Origin of the sequence: Prevotella communis (assembly GCF_022024175.1) — a bacterium.
Taxonomy (GTDB): domain Bacteria; phylum Bacteroidota; class Bacteroidia; order Bacteroidales; family Bacteroidaceae; genus Prevotella; species Prevotella communis.
Map to the genome: position 1 here is coordinate 1,165,885 of NZ_CP091794.1, position 16,683 is coordinate 1,182,567.

The window sequence follows — 16,683 nt, forward strand, 5'->3', positions numbered from 1 at the left end:
TTCTAATTGATTCTCATAAACTCTTGCATGAACTGCTGGAGACGCAATAGTCCGTAACTGCCAGTGACGCACGACTCCTCGTCGTAGTATTCCACAGCGTCGGGCTCTATACCTTTATAATATATAAGGAAAGGCACTGGCTCGTTGACATGGATGCGCTGCTCCACGGGTGTGGGGTGATCGGGCAGGATGGCGATGCATACAGGTTCGCTCATCTGTTCGGTGGCCTCGAAGATAGGTTTGATGAGACGCTGGTCCAGGTAGTCGATAGCCTTGAGCTTCAGGTCGAGGTCGCCATCATGGCCAGCCTCGTCAGTAGCCTCTACATGCACAAATACGAAGTCATCAGTCTGCAGGGCGTCGATGGCAGCCTGCGCCTTCCCCTCGTAGTTAGTATCTGCCAGTCCGGTGGCACCGGGCACCTTGATGATGCGCAGGCCGGCATATTTGCCAATGCCCTGGATCAGGTCGACAGCCGAGATGACTGCACCCGTCTTTACCTGGGGGTACTGCTGCATCAGGGTCTGCATGGAGGGACGATAGCCACCGCTCCAAGGCCAGATGCTGTTGGCCTGACGCTCACCACGGGCAGCACGTGCCTGGTTGAAAGGGTGCTGGGCAAGGAGCTCCTGCGAACGCAGGATGAGATTATTGATGAGAGAGGCCGTTTCTGCGGGGGAGAGATGAGAGGTGTCAGCGACCGAATCGCTGACCACGGTATCGCTGTCTGCTAAACCGGACTCTGGGGTTACCAGGAGGGGACGCCAGGGCTCGTTGGGATGATCGTGGGGCGGAGCACAGACGATGTGCTTGTTGCCACCCTTGATGATGAGCAGATGGCGATACTGGATGCCGCAGATGAACTTGACGCGCTCGCAGCCTTCTTTCTCGTTGATGGGCTTGGCGAGGCGCTCGTTAAGATAATCGATGAGGATGCGGGCATCGTCTGTCTGGAGGTTACCTCCATTATGGGTGATAATCTTGCCATCCTCGAGTGTGATGATATTACAGCGGATGGCGAAATCATCGGGCTGCATCTCGTAACCAATAGAAGCTGCTTCCAGAGGACCGCGTCCTTCATAGACCTTGTTGAGGTCATAGCCCAGGATGGCGGTGTTGGCTACCTCGGAGCCCGGGGGGAAACCCTCGGGAACGGTAACCAAACGGCCTGTACGGCCTGCCTTTGCCAGGCGGTTCATGTATTCAGGACGTGCATATTGCAGAAGGGTCTTCCCGCCAAGGCGGTCAACCTTATGGTCGGCCATGCCGTCGCCTAAAATAATGATATGCTTCATAAGGAAAAAGGCTGGACGGCAGAACCGTCCAGCACACTATTTTAGATGTTAGCGATAGACATGATATTGGCGAAGACACCGGCTGCGGTAACGGCTGCACCGGCACCATAGCCCTGGATGAGCATCGGATACTCCTTATAACGCTCAGTGGTGAGGAGCACGATATTGTTGGAACCCTCCAGACCATAGAAAGGATGTCCGTAAGGTACCTCCTTCAGGGCAACGCTGGTCTTGAAGTTAGAAGGATCTTTCTCGTCGGCTTCCATCGTAGCCACGAAGCGCCAGCGCTTGTTCTCGCTCTCCAGTACCTTGCGACGGGCTTCGAAGTCGGCATCGAGTTCAGGCAGCTTAGCCCAGAAATCATCGATAGAACCCTCGAAATAGCTGTCGGGCACGAAGAGATGCTTCTCTACATCATCCTGCTCTACCTTATAGCCAGCCTCACGCGTCAGGATAACCAGTTTGCGAATCACGTCCGTACCACTGAGGTCGATACGTGGGTCGGGCTCAGAGTAGCGCTGCTCCTTGGCGCGACGAACAGTCTCAGAGAAGGGCACATCGGCAGCAATCTCGTTGAAGATGAAGTTCAGCGTACCAGAGAGGATAGCCTCGATCTTCAGAATCTTATCACCAGAGTTGCACAGGTCGTTGATGGTACCGATGATAGGCAGACCAGCACCTACGTTGGTCTCATAGCGGAACCATACACCGCGGTCGCGGGCCGTCTGCTTCAGCTTCAGGTAGCTGTCGTAATCGCTTGATGCGGCAATCTTATTAGCAGCAACAACAGAGATGTTGTGCTCCAGGAAAGTCTGGTAGAGCGTGGCAATCTGCTTGCTGGCGGTACAGTCGACAAAGACGCTGTTGAAGATATTCATCTTGACAATCTCGTCGCGCATATGCTCCGTATTAGCGGGGAAGCCTGCACGCAGAATCTGCTCGTAGTTATCGAGGTCGATACCGTCACGGTCGAGAACGAAGTTGGCTACATCAGAAATACCAACCACATTCAGCTTCAGGCGGCGTGACTGCATCAGGAACTGCTGTTGGGTGCGAATCTGCTCGAGTAACATGCCACCCACAGTACCGATACCGCAGATGAAGATGTTGAGCACCTTGTATTCTGACAGGAAGAACGAGTCGTGGAGCACGTTCAGCGACTTACGCAGGAACTTGCCATCGACCACGAATGAGATATTCGTCTCAGAAGCACCCTGGGCACAAGCAATCACAGAGATACCTGAGCGTCCGAGAGTGCCAAACAGTTTTCCGGCGATACCAGGTGTCTGCTTCATGTTCTCACCCACGATGGCGATAGTAGCGAGTCCGCTCTCTACCTGCATGGGGAACATGGCGCCCGTCTCAATTTCCTTGGCGAACTCGGCATTTAGTACTTCTACAGCAGCCTCGGCATCTTCGTCGCGCACACCAATAGAGGTGGAGTTCTCAGATGATGCCTGTGACACCATGAAGACAGAAATGCCCTTGTTGGCCAGGGTGGTGAAGATACGGCGGTTGACACCGATGACACCCACCATTGACAGACCAGTGACGGTAATCAGGGAAGTACCCTTGATAGAAGAGATACCCTTGATAGGCTTCTGGTCGTTCTCAATGTTAGCCTTGATAAGCGTGCCCGGATGTTCAGGATTGAAGGTGTTCTTAACCTTGATGGGGATATTTTTTACGCAGACGGGATAGATGGTTGGCGGGTAGATAACCTTTGCACCGAAGTTGCACAGCTCCATCGCCTCTACGTAAGAAAGTTCGTTAATGGTATAAGCGCTCTTGATGACTTTGGGGTCGGCTGTCATGAAACCATCGACATCGGTCCAGATCTCCAGCACCTCAGCATTCAGTACGGCAGCAAGGATAGAAGCGGTATAGTCGGAACCGCCACGTCCCAGGTTGGTTGTCTCGTGAGTGTCACTGTCGCGGGCAATGAAGCCGGGAACGACGTAGATTTTATTTGTTGCGACAGAATCGCAACACACACTGCTGAAGGCCTCCTTGACGAGCTTGGTGGTCTCTTCGGTGTCGACAACATGCTTGCCCTGCTTCTTCTGTGTGCGGATGAAGTCGCGGCTGTTCATACGAACACCATTCTTCACCATCGCAGCAACGATATGGGAACTGAGGCGCTCTCCATAGGATACGATGGTGTCCTCGGTCTTCTTCGACAGATCGTGAATCAGGTAAACACCATAGTAGATACTCTTCAACTGATCGAAGAGCTGGTCTACATTATTAATTAAGTCTACGCGCTTGTTGATGTCCTGGATGATAGTGTCTATCATCGAGTGGTGGCGTCTGACCATCGCGTCGAATTCCTCGCGATAGCGCTCGTCTCCCTGTTTTGCCATCTGCGACATCATAATCAATTTGTCGGTGATGCCGCTGAGTGCGCTTACTACTACAATGACAGGTTGCGTCCGAGCCTCTGCCTCCACAATTTCTTTTAAGCTCAAAATGCTTTTTACGGAACCTACGGACGTTCCGCCGAATTTCATTACTTTCATATTCCTATGCAATTTATCTTTCCGAATGGTACCCCTCAACAAGCGGGGACTACTCCATTGGCGCTGCAAAGGTAATGCAAAATTTTTATTCGACCACCTTTTTGGTCAATATTTTTTCGGTATTGTCTTAAAATCCTGTGTTATATGTCTCTATAATTGCATAAATATTCCTTGATATGTTGATGATGGCTGCTATGGCAATCAGGATGAATGATACGATCTTCATCCAAGTGTTGCGGATGCCGAAAGGCAGGACGAATGTGAGTAGGGCAGCGACGATGTTCAGGAATAGATAGACAAAATGCTTGGTCTGCCACGTGCATCCTATCCAGTCAAAAAGATAGCCAATACTGGCGTTAGTGATAGACATGAAGATGATGGAGAAGCAGTAGGCCATAATCAGGATGCTGTTCCAATCTTGTCTTTTGTCAAACTTAATACCGCATTTATTGCAGTAAAGGGCATTCTCGTCGTTTTCGTGTGAGCATTTAGGACATTTCATATTTTTATAGGTTTTATGATACGGGGTGCAAAGGTAATCATTTTGAAGTGAAAAGTGATGCGCGGAAAGTGAAAAATTTGCTGGCGCATGTTGATTTTCCATATTTTATTTGTAATTTTGCATCCAATGACAAACGAATATCAACTACGCGTTTTGCCGCAGGTGGCGGCCAGCGCAGATAAACTAAGGAAATATATAGCTGAGGAACAGGGTCTTGCCCTGGGCGCACTGAAGGCTGTGCGTATTCTGAAGCGCTCGATAGATGCCCGCCAGCGCACCATCTTCGTGAACCTGAAGGTACGTGTCTACGTGAACGAGCTGCCTACGGAGGATGAGTTTGAGCATGTGGACTATCAGGATGTGAGCAACAAGCCACAGGTGATTGTGGTGGGTGCTGGTCCTGGCGGACTCTTTGCTGCCCTGAGACTCATCGAATTGGGCCTCCGTCCTATTGTGCTGGAGCGAGGCAAGGATGTGCACGAACGCAAGAAGGACCTGGCGAATATCTCCCGTACCCAACAGGTGGATGGCGAGAGCAACTACTGTTTTGGTGAGGGTGGTGCTGGTGCCTATTCTGACGGTAAGCTATATACCCGTTCGAAGAAGCGTGGTAACACGGAGAAAATACTGCGTGTGTTCTGTCAGCACGGCGCTTCTACGAATATTCTGGCCGATGCTCATCCCCATATTGGTACGGACAGATTGCCGCAGGTCATCGAGGCTATGCGCAATACCATCATCCGCTGTGGCGGTGAGGTGCATTTCCAGACTAAGATGACGGAGCTGGTAATGAAAGGAGGCAAGGTTGTTGGCTGTGTGGCTAATGATCGGGAATTCCTTGGGCCGGTGATCCTGGCGACAGGTCATTCGGCCCGTGATGTGTATCGCTATCTGAATGATGCCAAGATTCATCTGGAGGCAAAGGGAATTGCTGTGGGCGTGCGTCTGGAGCATCCCTCGCAATTGATAGACCAGATACAGTATCATCGTAAGGAGGGCAGGGGACAATGGCTGCCTGCTGCAGAATATGCCTTTGTGACACAGGCTGACGGACGAGGCGTGTACTCGTTCTGTATGTGTCCGGGCGGTTTCGTGATTCCAGCCGCTACGGGTCCTGAACAGATTGTGGTCAACGGCATGAGTCCTGCCAACCGAGGTACACAATGGAGTAACTCGGGCATGGTGGTCGAGGTGAGACCGGAAGACCTGGAAAGTGGAAAGTATGGAGTGAAGAGTGAAAAATTTGCTCCCGCACTTTCGATGATGTATTTTCAGGAGGAACTGGAGCGGATGTGCTGGCAGCAAGGTAATATGAAGCAGACGGCTCCTGCCCAGCGTATGGCAGACTTTGTGAATGGCAGACTGAGCTATGATTTGCCGAGAAGTTCATATGCCCCGGGACTGGTGTCGTCTCCGTTGCACTTCTGGATGCCAAAGCCTATCGCCTCGCGCTTGCAACAGGGCTTCAAGACCTTTGGTAAGCAGGCACATGGATTCCTGACAAACGAGGCTGTGATGATTGCCATGGAGACCAGAACATCGAGTCCGGTGCGTATTGTCCGTGACAACGAGACCCTGATGCATGTGCAAGTAGAGGGCCTGTTCCCTTGTGGTGAAGGCGCCGGTTATGCAGGTGGTATCGTATCGGCTGGCGTGGATGGTGAGCGTTGTGCAGAAATGTGTGCATCGTATATGGAAAAAGTTGGATGAAAATTTGGCGGATTCCATTTTTATTCGTAATTTTGCCGATGTACATAATGCTTTACGTGAAACCTAATAAATCTATACGCTTATGAATAAGGAGGAGAAATTTGTAATCACCATCAGCCGACAGTTTGGCACTGGTGGACACGAGATTGGAGCCGAATTAGCCCGTAGGCTTAATGTGAAGTTGCTGGATAAGCAGATACTGAACGAAATGGCTCGTAAATATAATATTGTGGAAGAGGCCGTAGAGAAAATAGAATCCCGCAATCCGTTGTGGCGTGATGATTTCACACAGTTCTACCGTTCGTATATGGCCGGAACCGAGTATAATGGACAGGAGCACGACCAGACCTCACGCCAGTTGTTCGAGGCGCAGGCTGAAGTGATCAGGAAAATTGCAGCACAGGAGTCGTGCGTCATCGTGGGCCGTTGCGGCTTCCATATTTTCCGCAATCATCCGAATGCCCTGAAGATATTCATCCATGCAGATGTAGACTGCAGGAAGAAACGCATAGGGCGGAAGTATGATATTTCAGAGAGCGACGCGGCTGCCATGATCGTTGACAATGACTACAGTCGTGAGCTCTATACAAAGACGTTTACAGGCAGTGAATGGCAAGATGCCCGCAACTATGACGTCTCGTTGAACGTTAAGCAGTTTGGCGTGAACGGTGCCGTTGACTTCCTGATGAATGTCATAGGATAATAAAAAAATATGGCTTTTGGAAAATGGATTGGCGGCTATCTGGGATGGAGCGCCTTTGGACCCTTGGGGGGTATTTTAGGATTTGTAATAGGCGCACTGTTTGATACGGCTGTCAATAGTAGTGAGGGCGAGACTTTGCGCCTCACCGATGAGCAGTCGCAACAAGGTGACCGTAATAGTTTCTTTATCTCGATGCTGGTGCTGGCGGCCTATATCGTAAAGGCCGATGGCAAGGTGATGCATTCGGAGATGGAACTGGTACGAGGTATGCTCCGTCAGAATTTTGGCGAGGCTGCAGCTCAGCAGGGCGATCAGTTGATGCACCAGTTGTTTGCTGAGCAGGACCGTCAGGGAAATGCCGCCTATAGGCAGAATATCCAGCAGGCCTGTAATCAGATTGCCTATCATGTAGATTATTCTGGACGATTGCAGTTGCTCAACTTCCTTGTGATGATAGCACAGGCCGATGGGCGTGTGGATCAGGTGGAGGTTGCTGCACTGAAGGAGGTTGCCCAGTGGATGCAGATGTCGCCCCAGGAAGTGGATGCGATGCTGCACCTGGAGGGTGACTCACTGGAGGATGCCTACAAGGTGCTTGGCGTGAGTGCGGATGCTACCGATGATGAGTTGAAGAAAGCCTATCGTCGTCTGGCTCTGGAACATCATCCCGACCGTGTGGCAAAACTGGGTGATGACGTACGTAAGGCCGCAGAAAAGAAGTTCCAGGAGATTAATGCTGCCAAGGATCGCATCTGGAAAGCCAGGGGGCTTTGAGATGTAAGATGTCTGATGTAAGAAGTAAGATGTAAGAAGTAAGATGTAAGAAGTAAGATATAAGAGTTGAAACAGCCGGCTATTTTGATTCCTGAGGGTTGCGACAAGGTACTGTTGCACGCTTGTTGCGCACCATGTTCATCAGCTATTGTAGAATGGCTGATGGCGAATGGCGTGCGTCCCACCATCTTCTATTTCAACCCCAATATCTGGCCTCGTGAGGAATATGAGATCCGCAAGAACGAGAGTAAGCGCCATGCCGGGCGTCTGGGATTGGAATGGATAGACGGTGACTATGACCACGAAGGATGGCGTACGGGCGTTTGCGGGTTGGAAAACCAGCCTGAGCGGGGACTGCGCTGTGAGCAGTGCTTTACGTTGCGATTGACGGAAACGGCCCGTAAGGCTCAGGAACTTGGCTTCCGCTATTTTGCTACCACACTGGCCTCCAGTCGTTGGAAGAGTTTGGAACAGATAGAACGGGCAGGACAGAAAGCCATGGCTGAGGTGCCTGGAACCGTGTTCTGGGCACAGAACTGGCGCAAGGGCGGACTGCAGGAACGTAGGAACCAGTTGCTCAAGGAGAATCAGTTCTATAACCAACAATACTGTGGGTGTGAGTTTTCTGCCAGAAACGGTGCGAACACGAAACCCCTGCTGAGAGCCCAGATGCGTGAGGCGAAGAAACAGCATCAGGCGCAGTTGGCCAGGATGTCGGAAGATATCGTCAGGAAGTTGCAGGGAATGACGGAATCACGGAATGTACGGACCGTGATGGCTTACTGGCCATTGTCCGACGAGGTGGATATCCGTCCTTTGGTAGACCAGTTGGCTGCCCAGGGCGTGTCGGTAGTGCTACCCAAGGTGACAGGTGATGAGACGATGGAACTGCGCCACTATGCTTCGCGTGAGGATCTTGAGGAGGGTGCCTTTCATATCATGGAGCCAGTAGGGGAGCCTTTCGTCGCTTTTGACCAGATAGACTTCGCATTGGTGCCAGGTATGGCATTTGATGCTGCCGGTCACCGTCTGGGACGAGGCAAGGGCTATTACGACCGCTTCCTCAGCACTCATCCTGATATATATAAAATAGGTGTGTGCTTCCCCTTCCAGCGTGTGGCGGAAGTGCCTTCCGAGGCGCATGATGTCGTGATGGATGAAGTGATATCATAAAAAACGAGACTCATAATTTGTGATTCTCGTTTTTTTGTTGTAATTTTGCACCCCAATAATTGCAATTATAAAATATGTTTGAGAATTTGAGTGAGCGACTGGAACGGTCGTTCAAGATACTGAAAGGTGAAGGAAAGATCACCGAAATTAATGTTGCCGAGACTTTGAAGGACGTGCGTCGCGCCCTGTTGGATGCCGACGTAAACTATAAGGTAGCCAAGCAGTTCACTGATACGGTGAAGCAGAAAGCTATGGGTATGAATGTGCTCACAGCTATCAAACCAAGTCAGTTGATGGTGAAGATTGTGCATGATGAGTTGACAGAACTCATGGGTGGCAAGGCTGTAGAGCTCAACCTTGAGAATCGTCCCGCTATCATCCTGATGTCTGGTCTGCAGGGTTCTGGTAAGACCACCTTTACAGGTAAACTGGCTAAGATGTTGAAGGACCGTCAGCACAAGAAGCCCCTGTTGGTAGCTTGTGACGTGTATCGTCCTGCAGCTATTGAGCAGTTGAAGGTTGTGGCTGAGACCGTAGGCGTGGATGTCTATACCGAGGAAGGTAATAAGGATGTGGTAGAGATTGCCCAGAATGCTATCCGTAAGGCTAAGCAGGAGAGCTACACCGTGGTCATCGTCGATACCGCCGGTCGTCTGGCTGTTGACGAGGAGATGATGAACGAGATCTCTAACCTGAAGCAGGCCATTAATCCTGACGAGACCCTGTTTGTGGTTGACTCGATGACTGGTCAGGATGCTGTGAACACCGCCAAGGAGTTCAACGACCGTCTGGATTTTGATGGCGTGGTGCTGACCAAGCTCGATGGTGATACCCGTGGTGGTGCTGCCCTGAGTATCCGCACCGTGGTAACGAAACCTATCAAGTTCGTTGGTACGGGTGAGAAGATGGAGGCTATTGACGTGTTCCACCCCGAGCGTATGGCCGACCGTATCCTGGGTATGGGTGACGTGGTCTCACTGGTAGAGCGCGCCCAACAGCAGTTTGACGAGAAGCAGGCACGTGAGTTGGAGAAGAAAATCCGTAAGAACAAGTTCGACTTCAACGACTTCATGGCCCAAATTCAGCAGATTAAGAAGATGGGTAATATCAAGGAACTGGCCGGCATGATTCCTGGTGTGGGCAAGGCTCTGAAGGATGTGGACATCGATGATAATGCTTTCAAGGGCATTGAGGCTATCATCAACTCGATGACTCCCAAGGAGCGCTCAAATCCGGATATCATCAATCAGAGCAGAAAGATCCGCATTGCCAAGGGTTCTGGCACCAAGCTTGAAGAGGTGAACCGCCTGCTGAAGCAGTTTGACCAGACCAAGAAGATGATGAAGATGGTAAGCGGTATGGATAAAGGAAAAATGGCGCAGATGGCTGCGGCTATGAAAAACATGAAGCGACCCTAAACGGGGCCGCTTCATGGCTTTTTATGACATTAAAGAACTAAACGAGTAATATGCAATTAATTGACGGAAAAGCAACGGCAACTGCTATTAAGGCCGAGATTGCCGAGGAAGTGAAGGCCATTATGGCCAAGGGTGGCAAACAGCCTCATCTGGCTGCAGTGTTGGTGGGCCATGACGGTGGTTCTGAGACCTACGTGAAGAACAAGGTGCTGGCTTGTGAGGCCTGCGGTTTCAAATCGACCCTCATCCGCTATGAGGACGACATCACGGAGGAGGAACTCCTGGCCTGTGTGGACAAGTTGAATAAGGATGACGATGTAGATGGCTTCATCGTACAGCTTCCTTTGCCCAAGCACATCGACGAGCAGAAAGTTATCGAGGCTATCGACTATCGTAAGGATGTAGATGGCTTTCATCCTATCAATGTGGGGCGTATGGCTATCGGACTGCCCTGCTTTATCTCGGCTACACCTCTGGGCATCATTACCCTGCTGAAGCGCTATGGCATAGAGACCTCTGGAAAGAAGTGCGTTATTCTTGGCCGTAGTAATATCGTTGGTAAACCCATGGCTCAGCTGATGATGCAGAAACAGTATGGTGACTCTACCGTGACCGTATGTCACTCACGCTCAAAGACCCTGAAAGAGGAGTGTCGCGCTGCTGATATCATCATCGCTGCTATTGGTAGTCCTGAGTTTGTGACAGCTGATATGGTGAAGGATGGTGCTGTGATTGTTGACGTAGGTACAACCCGTGTGCCCGATGCAACCCGTAAGAGTGGCTTCCGCCTGACAGGCGATGTGAAGTTTGATGAGGTGGCACCTAAGTGCTCATTCATCACGCCTGTTCCTGGTGGCGTTGGTCCGATGACTATCTGTTCGCTGATGAAGAATACACTTGCTGCTGGCAAGAAAGAGTATTATAAGTGAAAAAGGAAAAGTGAAAAGTGAAAAATTTGCTTCCGCTCAAGAGTGGTACGAAAAGGGCAATGCCTTTCGTAAAGAATCCAAATGGCATGAGGCCATCAACTGCTATATACGAGCCATAGAGCTTGACCCCGACAGCCCGGCTGTCGAGGCCAAGCGTATGCTTGACGATATTATGGCATTCTATTGTAAAGATATGTATAATCCTTAGGGAAAGCCCCTGAGGATTTTTTTTACCTGTATTTACGGGTGTTTCCAGTGAGTTGAAAACTTTTTTTTAGTTCTGGGTTTAAACCTTTTCCAGACTTCTGCGTCATATATACAGAAAACAGGATAACATTTCGATATTAATAACTTATAAAAAGGGAAAGGAAACAAATTATGAAGAAGGTTGTTTTAACAGTGGTAACAGTGATGACGTTTGCAATGGGTTTCGCCGAGACGACACCAAGTCACAGAATGATGTTTGACAGACAGCCTGTGAGCTACGACATGAGTTTCGACATGCACCGTTTGGCAGTGAAACTGGGTTTGACATTTGAACAGATGGAGACCGTAGAAGTGATTCAGAACTGCTTTAATAACGAGGTACAGGAAGCCGCAACGTCAAGAGGCCTTCAGCGCCGCCACCTGATCCATCAGGCCGTGCGCAAGGATGCACAGCAGATGCGCAGGGTGCTCAATGATGAGCAGTTTGAAACCTACATGACACTACTGGGCACCACACTAAGAAACAAAGGTCTTTAGAAACCTAATGAAAGGAGATGTCGGGGGAGCAGCAATGTTCCCCCGATGTCTTTTTTTGCTTATTGTCATATAAAATGGAAAAATGGAAAGAAAAAGGCTATTTTCTTTTGCATTTTGCTTACAAATTAGTACCTTTGCAGCCAATTTCGTAAGAGGTTAATGCGTTAAACAAATACAATATGGCAAAAATGAAAGGCGCTATTGAGGTGAATACCGAGAGGTGTAAGGGATGCAGTCTCTGCGTCATCGCCTGCCCTCAGAAGGTTATCGCCCTGGCCAACAAAGTTAATCTGCACGGTTATCCCTATGTGGAGGCTGTCAACGAGGAAGCCTGTGTGGGCTGTGCTTCGTGTGGCATTGTCTGCCCAGATGGCTGTATCACCGTGTATCGTAAAAAAGTGGAGGAATAAACTATGGCAGAAGAAAGAGAAGTTGTGTTGATGAAAGGCAACGAGGCTATTGCCCACGCTGCTATTCGATGCGGATGCGACGGCTATTTCGGCTATCCTATTACTCCGCAGAGTGAGGTGATTGAGACGCTGGCTGAGTTGAAGCCTTGGGAGACCACTGGTATGCAGGTGGTTCAGGCAGAGAGCGAGCTGGCCTCTATTTATATGGTTTATGGTGCTGCCGGTGCCGGTAAGCGTGCTATGACCTCATCATCATCTCCTGGTATCGCCTTGATGCAGGAAGGTATCACCTATATGGCTGGTGCCGAAGTGCCTGGTGTGTTTGTCAATGTGCAGCGTGGTGGTCCTGGTCTGGGTACTATCCAGCCTTCACAGGGTGACTATAATCAGGCTACCCGTGGTGGTGGTAATGGTGACTACAAGGTGATTGTCCTGGCTCCCTCTTCTGTACAGGAGATGGCTGATTTCGTGGACCTCGCCTTTGAGTTGGCATTCAAGTATCGCAACCCTGCCATGATTCTGAGTGATGGTGTCATTGGTCAGATGATGGAGAAGGTGGTGCTGCCTCCTTTCAAGCCCCGTCGTACTGACGAGGAGGTCATCAAGGAGTGCCCCTGGGCTTCTACTGGTAAGCCCAAGAACCGTGAGCGCGTGGTGATTACCTCGTTGGAGCTGAAGCCTGAGGCCATGGAGAAGCGTAACCTGGCTCTGCAGGAGAAATATCGCAAGATTCAGGAGAACGAGGTGCGTTTTGAGCAGCAGCAGATGGACGATGCCGAGTATGCTATCGTAGCTTTCGGTAGTGCCGCCCGTATTGCAGAGAAGAGCGTAGAGATTGCCCGTGAGCAAGGTATTAAGGTCGGTTTGTTCCGTCCTATCACGCTGTTCCCCTTCCCTGAGAAGCAGATTGCTGAGCTCTCTAAGAAGGTGAAGGGTATTCTTGTAGCTGAGATTAACGCTGGTCAGATGGTACAGGACGTACGTCTCGCTGTGAACGGTGCTGTGCCCGTGGAGCAGTTCGGACGTCTGGGAGGTATCGTTCCCGATCCAGAGGAAATTGTTAATGCACTTAAGAAGGTAATGTAAGGTTATGGATAGAAATCAAATAGTTCAACCAGAGAATATCGTCTGCAAGAAGCCGACGCTGATGAACGACAATAATATGCACTACTGCCCTGGCTGTAGCCATGGTGTAGTACATAAACTTGTGGCCGAAGTCATCGAAGAGATGGGAATGGCAGACAAGGCCGTAGGTGTATCGCCCGTAGGCTGTGCCGTATTCGCCTACAATTATATTGATATCGACTGGCAGGAGGCTGCCCATGGACGTGCTCCCGCACTGGCCACGGGTATCAAGCGTACCTGGCCTGATCGTCTGGTCTTCACCTATCAGGGTGATGGTGACCTGGCATGTATCGGTACCTGTGAGACCATCCATGCCTTGAACCGTGGTGAGAATATCGTGATTATCTTCGTCAACAATGCTATCTATGGTATGACGGGTGGTCAGATGGCTCCTACAACGCTGATTGGCCAGAAGACCTCTACCTGTCCTTATGGACGTGATCCTGAGATTCACGGTTATCCACTGAAAATGGCTGATATCGCTGCTCAGTTGGAGGGAACCTGCTATGTGACTCGTCAGAGCGTAGAGAGCGTGGCTTCTATCAACAAGGCGAAGAAGGCGCTGCGTAAGGCTTTCGAGGCTTCTATGGCTGGTAAGGGTTCTTCTCTCGTGGAGTTTGTCTCTACCTGTAACAGTGGTTGGAAGCTGACCCCCGCTAAGGCTAACGAATGGATGAAGGAGAATATGTTCCCCTTCTATCCCAAAGGTGACCTGAAAGATACTACGAATCTTTAATTAAGAGTTAAGAATTAAGAATTAAGAAAAGATGAAGAAAGAGATAATTATTTCAGGTTTCGGAGGTCAGGGTGTACTTTCAATGGGTAAGATTCTGGCCTATAGTGGACTGATGGAGGATAAGGAGGTAACATGGATGCCTGCTTACGGTCCTGAGCAGCGTGGTGGTACAGCCAACGTGACGGTGATTGTGAGTGATGAGCGCATCTCTTCACCCATCCTCAGTAAGTACGACATTGCCGTGGTGCTCAACCAGCCCTCACTGGAGAAGTTCGAGCCAAAGATCAAACCTGGTGGTATTCTCATCTACGACGGCTTTGGTATTATCAACAAGCCCACGCGTAAGGACATCACTGTCTATGAGATTAACGCTATGGATAAGGCTGCGGAGATGAAGAATAGCAAGGTGTTTAATATGATTATCCTTGGCGGACTTCTGAAAGTGGCTCCGGTGGTTAGTGACAAGGGCGTGGAGAAAGCTCTCTACAAGACCCTGCCTGAGCGTCATCACGGACTGATTCCTCTGAATATGGAGGCCCTGAAAGAAGGAGCTAAGATTATTGAGGAAGTGAAGTAAGAAAGGTAATCAGTGAATAATAATTAAGATAAAAGGGAACCGCGATGGTTCCCTTTTATTGTTTTATTTGTTCTTGCCTATGAGTGTCAGGATGCGGGTGGCTTCCTCACCATCGGCTTTAGCTTTACGCAGGTCTTTAAGAATCTCGTCGCCGTGCTTCTCGTCGCTGATAGCGCGCTTTATCCATTTGCGTGCCTCCTCCTGGTTAGCAGCCACGCCTTTGCCCTTCATATAGCATTTGCCCAGTTGAAACATGGCCTTGGCGTAGTCTTGTTTGGCTGATTTCTGATAGAGCTCAAAGGCTTTCTGGTCGTTCTCCTTCACGCCATGGCCTTTGTCGTAGCAGCGACCTAAACGGTACTGTGCCTTCTTGTGACCTTTATCGGCTGCAGCCTGCAATTTGGGTACAGCCTCTTTATACTGTTCCTGATCGTAGAGTTTCTTGCCCTCGTCGTAGAGTTTGTCGGCACTCTGTGCGCTTATGCTGATGCTACACATCAACAGTATACAAAGATAAATCAGTCTCTTCATAATTATCAATTATCAATTGTCAATTCTCAATCACTTCCAGGATGGCTTCGCCAGAGCAGGCGTTGGGCTGCTGGATGCTCAGCATCTGGCACACTGTGGGGGCAATGTCATTGATGTGCACCTCACGACGAGTGGCACCATGCTTGATATGCCAGCCATAGAAGAGTAGGGGGATGTGGGCATCGTAAGGATTCCATGAACCGTGGGTGGTGCCTACGGGTGATGACCAGTCGCCATATTCATAGTATCCGGGTTCAACAATGATGAGCATATCACCAGAACGGCGGGGATGGTATCCCATGAGCGCCATGTTCATCAGTCGCTCAGGCAGACTGCTGGTGCGTACTTTCTCGTAGTCAACCACTTGGACTACATTGGGGGCTGTGCGGAAGAACTCGGTGAGGCATTGTTTCACGTCGTCGAGTTTCAAATTCTGGTCGGCAATGGACTGGTGGTCCAGATAAATGCGAAGAACGGTGATATCCTTAATGACATTCTTCGTGGCACCTAACTTCTTGGCAATGTAGGCCTCGGCCTGCTTTTGGTAGTCCTGATAGAGCCACTTGCCACCATTGAGCTTGTGATCCTGCATGAATTTCCAGTTGTGAGCACCACCATGGTCGGCAGTGAGGAAAAGCAGGTAGTTCTCGTGACCCACCTGTGCATCGAGTGCCATGAGCAAGCGCTTGATGTCCTTATCCAGTTCCCTGTAGGCCTCGTCTGTGTGTTCGCCACGTGTAGCCCATTTATGTCCGATAGCATCCGTCTGAGAATAACTGACACAGAGCATGTCCGTAGTGCCGTTGCGCCCCAGGTTCTCGCCCTTTAGGGCTGCGATAGCCATATCGGTGATGAGATGACCGCAGAGAGGTGAGAGCGACACATCCTGTCCCACCTTCTTCAGTTCTTCGTTCTTGGCTAACTGGGCGTTTATCTTCTTAGCATAATCAGGCAATTCCTGCATGTAGTAAGTGCTGCTGACAAAGCAGCCAGAGGTATTGTCGAACCAGAAAGCGGCGTTGGCACTACGACCGGCTGGCAGGATGGCTGCACGATCCTTGTAGCTGACACCAATGACCTTGGACTGGAAGTCTGTGTGTAAACGTAGTTGGTCGCCAATGGTCGATGCAAGAAGCAGATGGGGCGACGACTGTCCTTTCTTCGTGTCGGAACCAACGCTTTGCACACGCTTGTCGCTGACGCATCCTACACTTTCGCCGTCAACATAGAACGAGTTGCCGCAGATGCCATGAAAGGCCGGTGTCGTGCCAGTATAGATGGACGTGTGTCCGATAGCCGTAACTGTAGGAATGTAATTTATCAAACAGTTGTTGCACGAGTAACCCTCATTGATAAGGCGTTTCAGTCCACCTGGCGGCATCTGGTTGAAATAACGACTCAGGTAGTCCCAACGCATCTGGTCAACAACGACACCTACCACAAGTTTGGGGCGTTCTCCAAACTGCTTCTGTGCGTGCACCGAGAAGGTAATGGTCAACAGAAAACAAATTAGAAAGAATAATCTCTTCATATCAAT

At 50.2% G+C, this 16,683-nt stretch carries 17 protein-coding genes; 12 read left to right on the forward strand and 5 right to left on the reverse strand.

The genetic code is table 11. The features are described from left to right. Positions 1-2 precede the first annotated feature (2 nt). From L6466_RS04595 to L6466_RS04605, 3 genes are all read right to left on the reverse strand, one after another. Positions 3-1,295 carry a cofactor-independent phosphoglycerate mutase gene (locus L6466_RS04595; RefSeq protein WP_237801915.1) on the reverse strand — a complete coding sequence of 431 codons (1,293 nt, stop codon included), beginning with the start codon at positions 1,293-1,295 and terminating at the stop codon, positions 3-5. A gap of 41 nt (positions 1,296-1,336) precedes the next feature. Beyond that, positions 1,337-3,814 carry a bifunctional aspartate kinase/homoserine dehydrogenase I gene (thrA, locus tag L6466_RS04600; RefSeq protein ID WP_237801914.1) on the reverse strand — a complete coding sequence of 826 codons (2,478 nt, stop codon included), beginning with the start codon at positions 3,812-3,814 and terminating at the stop codon, positions 1,337-1,339. Positions 3,815-3,941: 127 nt separating this feature from the next. After that, positions 3,942-4,316, reverse strand: coding sequence for a zinc ribbon domain-containing protein (locus L6466_RS04605; RefSeq protein ID WP_091817945.1), 375 nt, complete (start codon positions 4,314-4,316; stop codon positions 3,942-3,944). 126 nt (positions 4,317-4,442) lie between these two features. Between L6466_RS04605 and L6466_RS04610 the strand changes: the two genes are divergently transcribed. The 12 genes from L6466_RS04610 to L6466_RS04670 all read left to right on the forward strand — a co-directional run bounded on the left by L6466_RS04610 (position 4,443) and on the right by L6466_RS04670 (position 14,615). Further along, positions 4,443-6,026, forward strand: a complete 1,584-nt coding sequence (locus L6466_RS04610; protein WP_237801913.1) for an NAD(P)/FAD-dependent oxidoreductase — start codon at positions 4,443-4,445, stop codon at positions 6,024-6,026. 82 nt (positions 6,027-6,108) lie between these two features. Next, a complete protein-coding gene (locus tag L6466_RS04615) occupies positions 6,109-6,729 on the forward strand; it encodes a cytidylate kinase-like family protein (RefSeq protein WP_091817950.1) in 621 nt (206 codons plus the stop codon). 9 nt (positions 6,730-6,738) lie between these two features. Further along, the gene (locus tag L6466_RS04620) at positions 6,739-7,503 is read left to right on the forward strand and encodes a DnaJ domain-containing protein (RefSeq protein ID WP_237801912.1); all 765 of its coding nucleotides are present in this window, start codon (positions 6,739-6,741) and stop codon (positions 7,501-7,503) included. Positions 7,504-7,569: 66 nt separating this feature from the next. Further along, the gene (locus tag L6466_RS14320) at positions 7,570-8,676 is read left to right on the forward strand and encodes a 5-formyltetrahydrofolate cyclo-ligase (RefSeq protein WP_431356510.1); all 1,107 of its coding nucleotides are present in this window, start codon (positions 7,570-7,572) and stop codon (positions 8,674-8,676) included. A gap of 74 nt (positions 8,677-8,750) precedes the next feature. Continuing rightward, complete coding sequence (ffh, locus tag L6466_RS04635) at positions 8,751-10,094, forward strand: signal recognition particle protein (RefSeq protein WP_237801911.1); 1,344 nt, start codon at positions 8,751-8,753, stop codon at positions 10,092-10,094. Between the two features lie 50 nt (positions 10,095-10,144). Next, positions 10,145-11,023, forward strand: a complete 879-nt coding sequence (folD, locus tag L6466_RS04640; RefSeq protein WP_237801910.1) for a bifunctional methylenetetrahydrofolate dehydrogenase/methenyltetrahydrofolate cyclohydrolase FolD — start codon at positions 10,145-10,147, stop codon at positions 11,021-11,023. A gap of 10 nt (positions 11,024-11,033) precedes the next feature. Beyond that, positions 11,034-11,231 (forward strand): tetratricopeptide repeat protein, encoded by a 198-nt coding sequence (locus tag L6466_RS04645; RefSeq protein WP_091817959.1) that lies wholly within the window; start codon positions 11,034-11,036, stop codon positions 11,229-11,231. A gap of 170 nt (positions 11,232-11,401) precedes the next feature. Next, positions 11,402-11,767, forward strand: a complete 366-nt coding sequence (locus L6466_RS04650; protein ID WP_143005713.1) for a hypothetical protein — start codon at positions 11,402-11,404, stop codon at positions 11,765-11,767. A gap of 179 nt (positions 11,768-11,946) precedes the next feature. Then, complete coding sequence (locus L6466_RS04655) at positions 11,947-12,177, forward strand: 4Fe-4S dicluster domain-containing protein (protein WP_091817964.1); 231 nt, start codon at positions 11,947-11,949, stop codon at positions 12,175-12,177. Between the two features lie 3 nt (positions 12,178-12,180). After that, entirely contained in the window at positions 12,181-13,263 is a 1,083-nt protein-coding gene (locus L6466_RS04660) for a 3-methyl-2-oxobutanoate dehydrogenase subunit VorB (RefSeq protein ID WP_091817966.1), read from the forward strand. 4 nt (positions 13,264-13,267) lie between these two features. Further along, positions 13,268-14,038 (forward strand): thiamine pyrophosphate-dependent enzyme, encoded by a 771-nt coding sequence (locus L6466_RS04665; protein WP_091817968.1) that lies wholly within the window; start codon positions 13,268-13,270, stop codon positions 14,036-14,038. Between the two features lie 31 nt (positions 14,039-14,069). Further along, positions 14,070-14,615, forward strand: coding sequence for a 2-oxoacid:ferredoxin oxidoreductase subunit gamma family protein (locus L6466_RS04670; protein ID WP_091817969.1), 546 nt, complete (start codon positions 14,070-14,072; stop codon positions 14,613-14,615). A gap of 63 nt (positions 14,616-14,678) precedes the next feature. Here the strand turns inward: L6466_RS04670 and L6466_RS04675 are convergent, their stop codons facing one another. Continuing rightward, positions 14,679-15,146 carry a tetratricopeptide repeat protein gene (locus tag L6466_RS04675; protein WP_091817971.1) on the reverse strand — a complete coding sequence of 156 codons (468 nt, stop codon included), beginning with the start codon at positions 15,144-15,146 and terminating at the stop codon, positions 14,679-14,681. 19 nt (positions 15,147-15,165) lie between these two features. Further along, positions 15,166-16,677, reverse strand: coding sequence for an alkaline phosphatase family protein (locus L6466_RS04680; protein WP_091817973.1), 1,512 nt, complete (start codon positions 16,675-16,677; stop codon positions 15,166-15,168). Between the last annotated feature and the right edge of the window lie 6 nt (positions 16,678-16,683).

Bases quoted from the DNA above. Each gene is read 5' to 3' on its own strand.
- L6466_RS04595 (WP_237801915.1), bottom strand. From the start codon at position 1,295: ATGAAGCATATCATTATTTTAGGCGACGGCATGGCCGACCATAAGGTT.
- thrA (WP_237801914.1), bottom strand. From the start codon at position 3,814: ATGAAAGTAATGAAATTCGGCGGAACGTCCGTAGGTTCCGTAAAAAGC.
- L6466_RS04605 (WP_091817945.1), bottom strand. From the start codon at position 4,316: ATGAAATGTCCTAAATGCTCACACGAAAACGACGAGAATGCCCTTTAC.
- L6466_RS04610 (WP_237801913.1), top strand. From the start codon at position 4,443: ATGACAAACGAATATCAACTACGCGTTTTGCCGCAGGTGGCGGCCAGC.
- L6466_RS04615 (WP_091817950.1), top strand. From the start codon at position 6,109: ATGAATAAGGAGGAGAAATTTGTAATCACCATCAGCCGACAGTTTGGC.
- L6466_RS04620 (WP_237801912.1), top strand. From the start codon at position 6,739: ATGGCTTTTGGAAAATGGATTGGCGGCTATCTGGGATGGAGCGCCTTT.
- ffh (WP_237801911.1), top strand. From the start codon at position 8,751: ATGTTTGAGAATTTGAGTGAGCGACTGGAACGGTCGTTCAAGATACTG.
- folD (WP_237801910.1), top strand. From the start codon at position 10,145: ATGCAATTAATTGACGGAAAAGCAACGGCAACTGCTATTAAGGCCGAG.
- L6466_RS04650 (WP_143005713.1), top strand. From the start codon at position 11,402: ATGAAGAAGGTTGTTTTAACAGTGGTAACAGTGATGACGTTTGCAATG.
- L6466_RS04655 (WP_091817964.1), top strand. From the start codon at position 11,947: ATGGCAAAAATGAAAGGCGCTATTGAGGTGAATACCGAGAGGTGTAAG.
- L6466_RS04660 (WP_091817966.1), top strand. From the start codon at position 12,181: ATGGCAGAAGAAAGAGAAGTTGTGTTGATGAAAGGCAACGAGGCTATT.
- L6466_RS04665 (WP_091817968.1), top strand. From the start codon at position 13,268: ATGGATAGAAATCAAATAGTTCAACCAGAGAATATCGTCTGCAAGAAG.
- L6466_RS04670 (WP_091817969.1), top strand. From the start codon at position 14,070: ATGAAGAAAGAGATAATTATTTCAGGTTTCGGAGGTCAGGGTGTACTT.
- L6466_RS04675 (WP_091817971.1), bottom strand. From the start codon at position 15,146: ATGAAGAGACTGATTTATCTTTGTATACTGTTGATGTGTAGCATCAGC.
- L6466_RS04680 (WP_091817973.1), bottom strand. From the start codon at position 16,677: ATGAAGAGATTATTCTTTCTAATTTGTTTTCTGTTGACCATTACCTTC.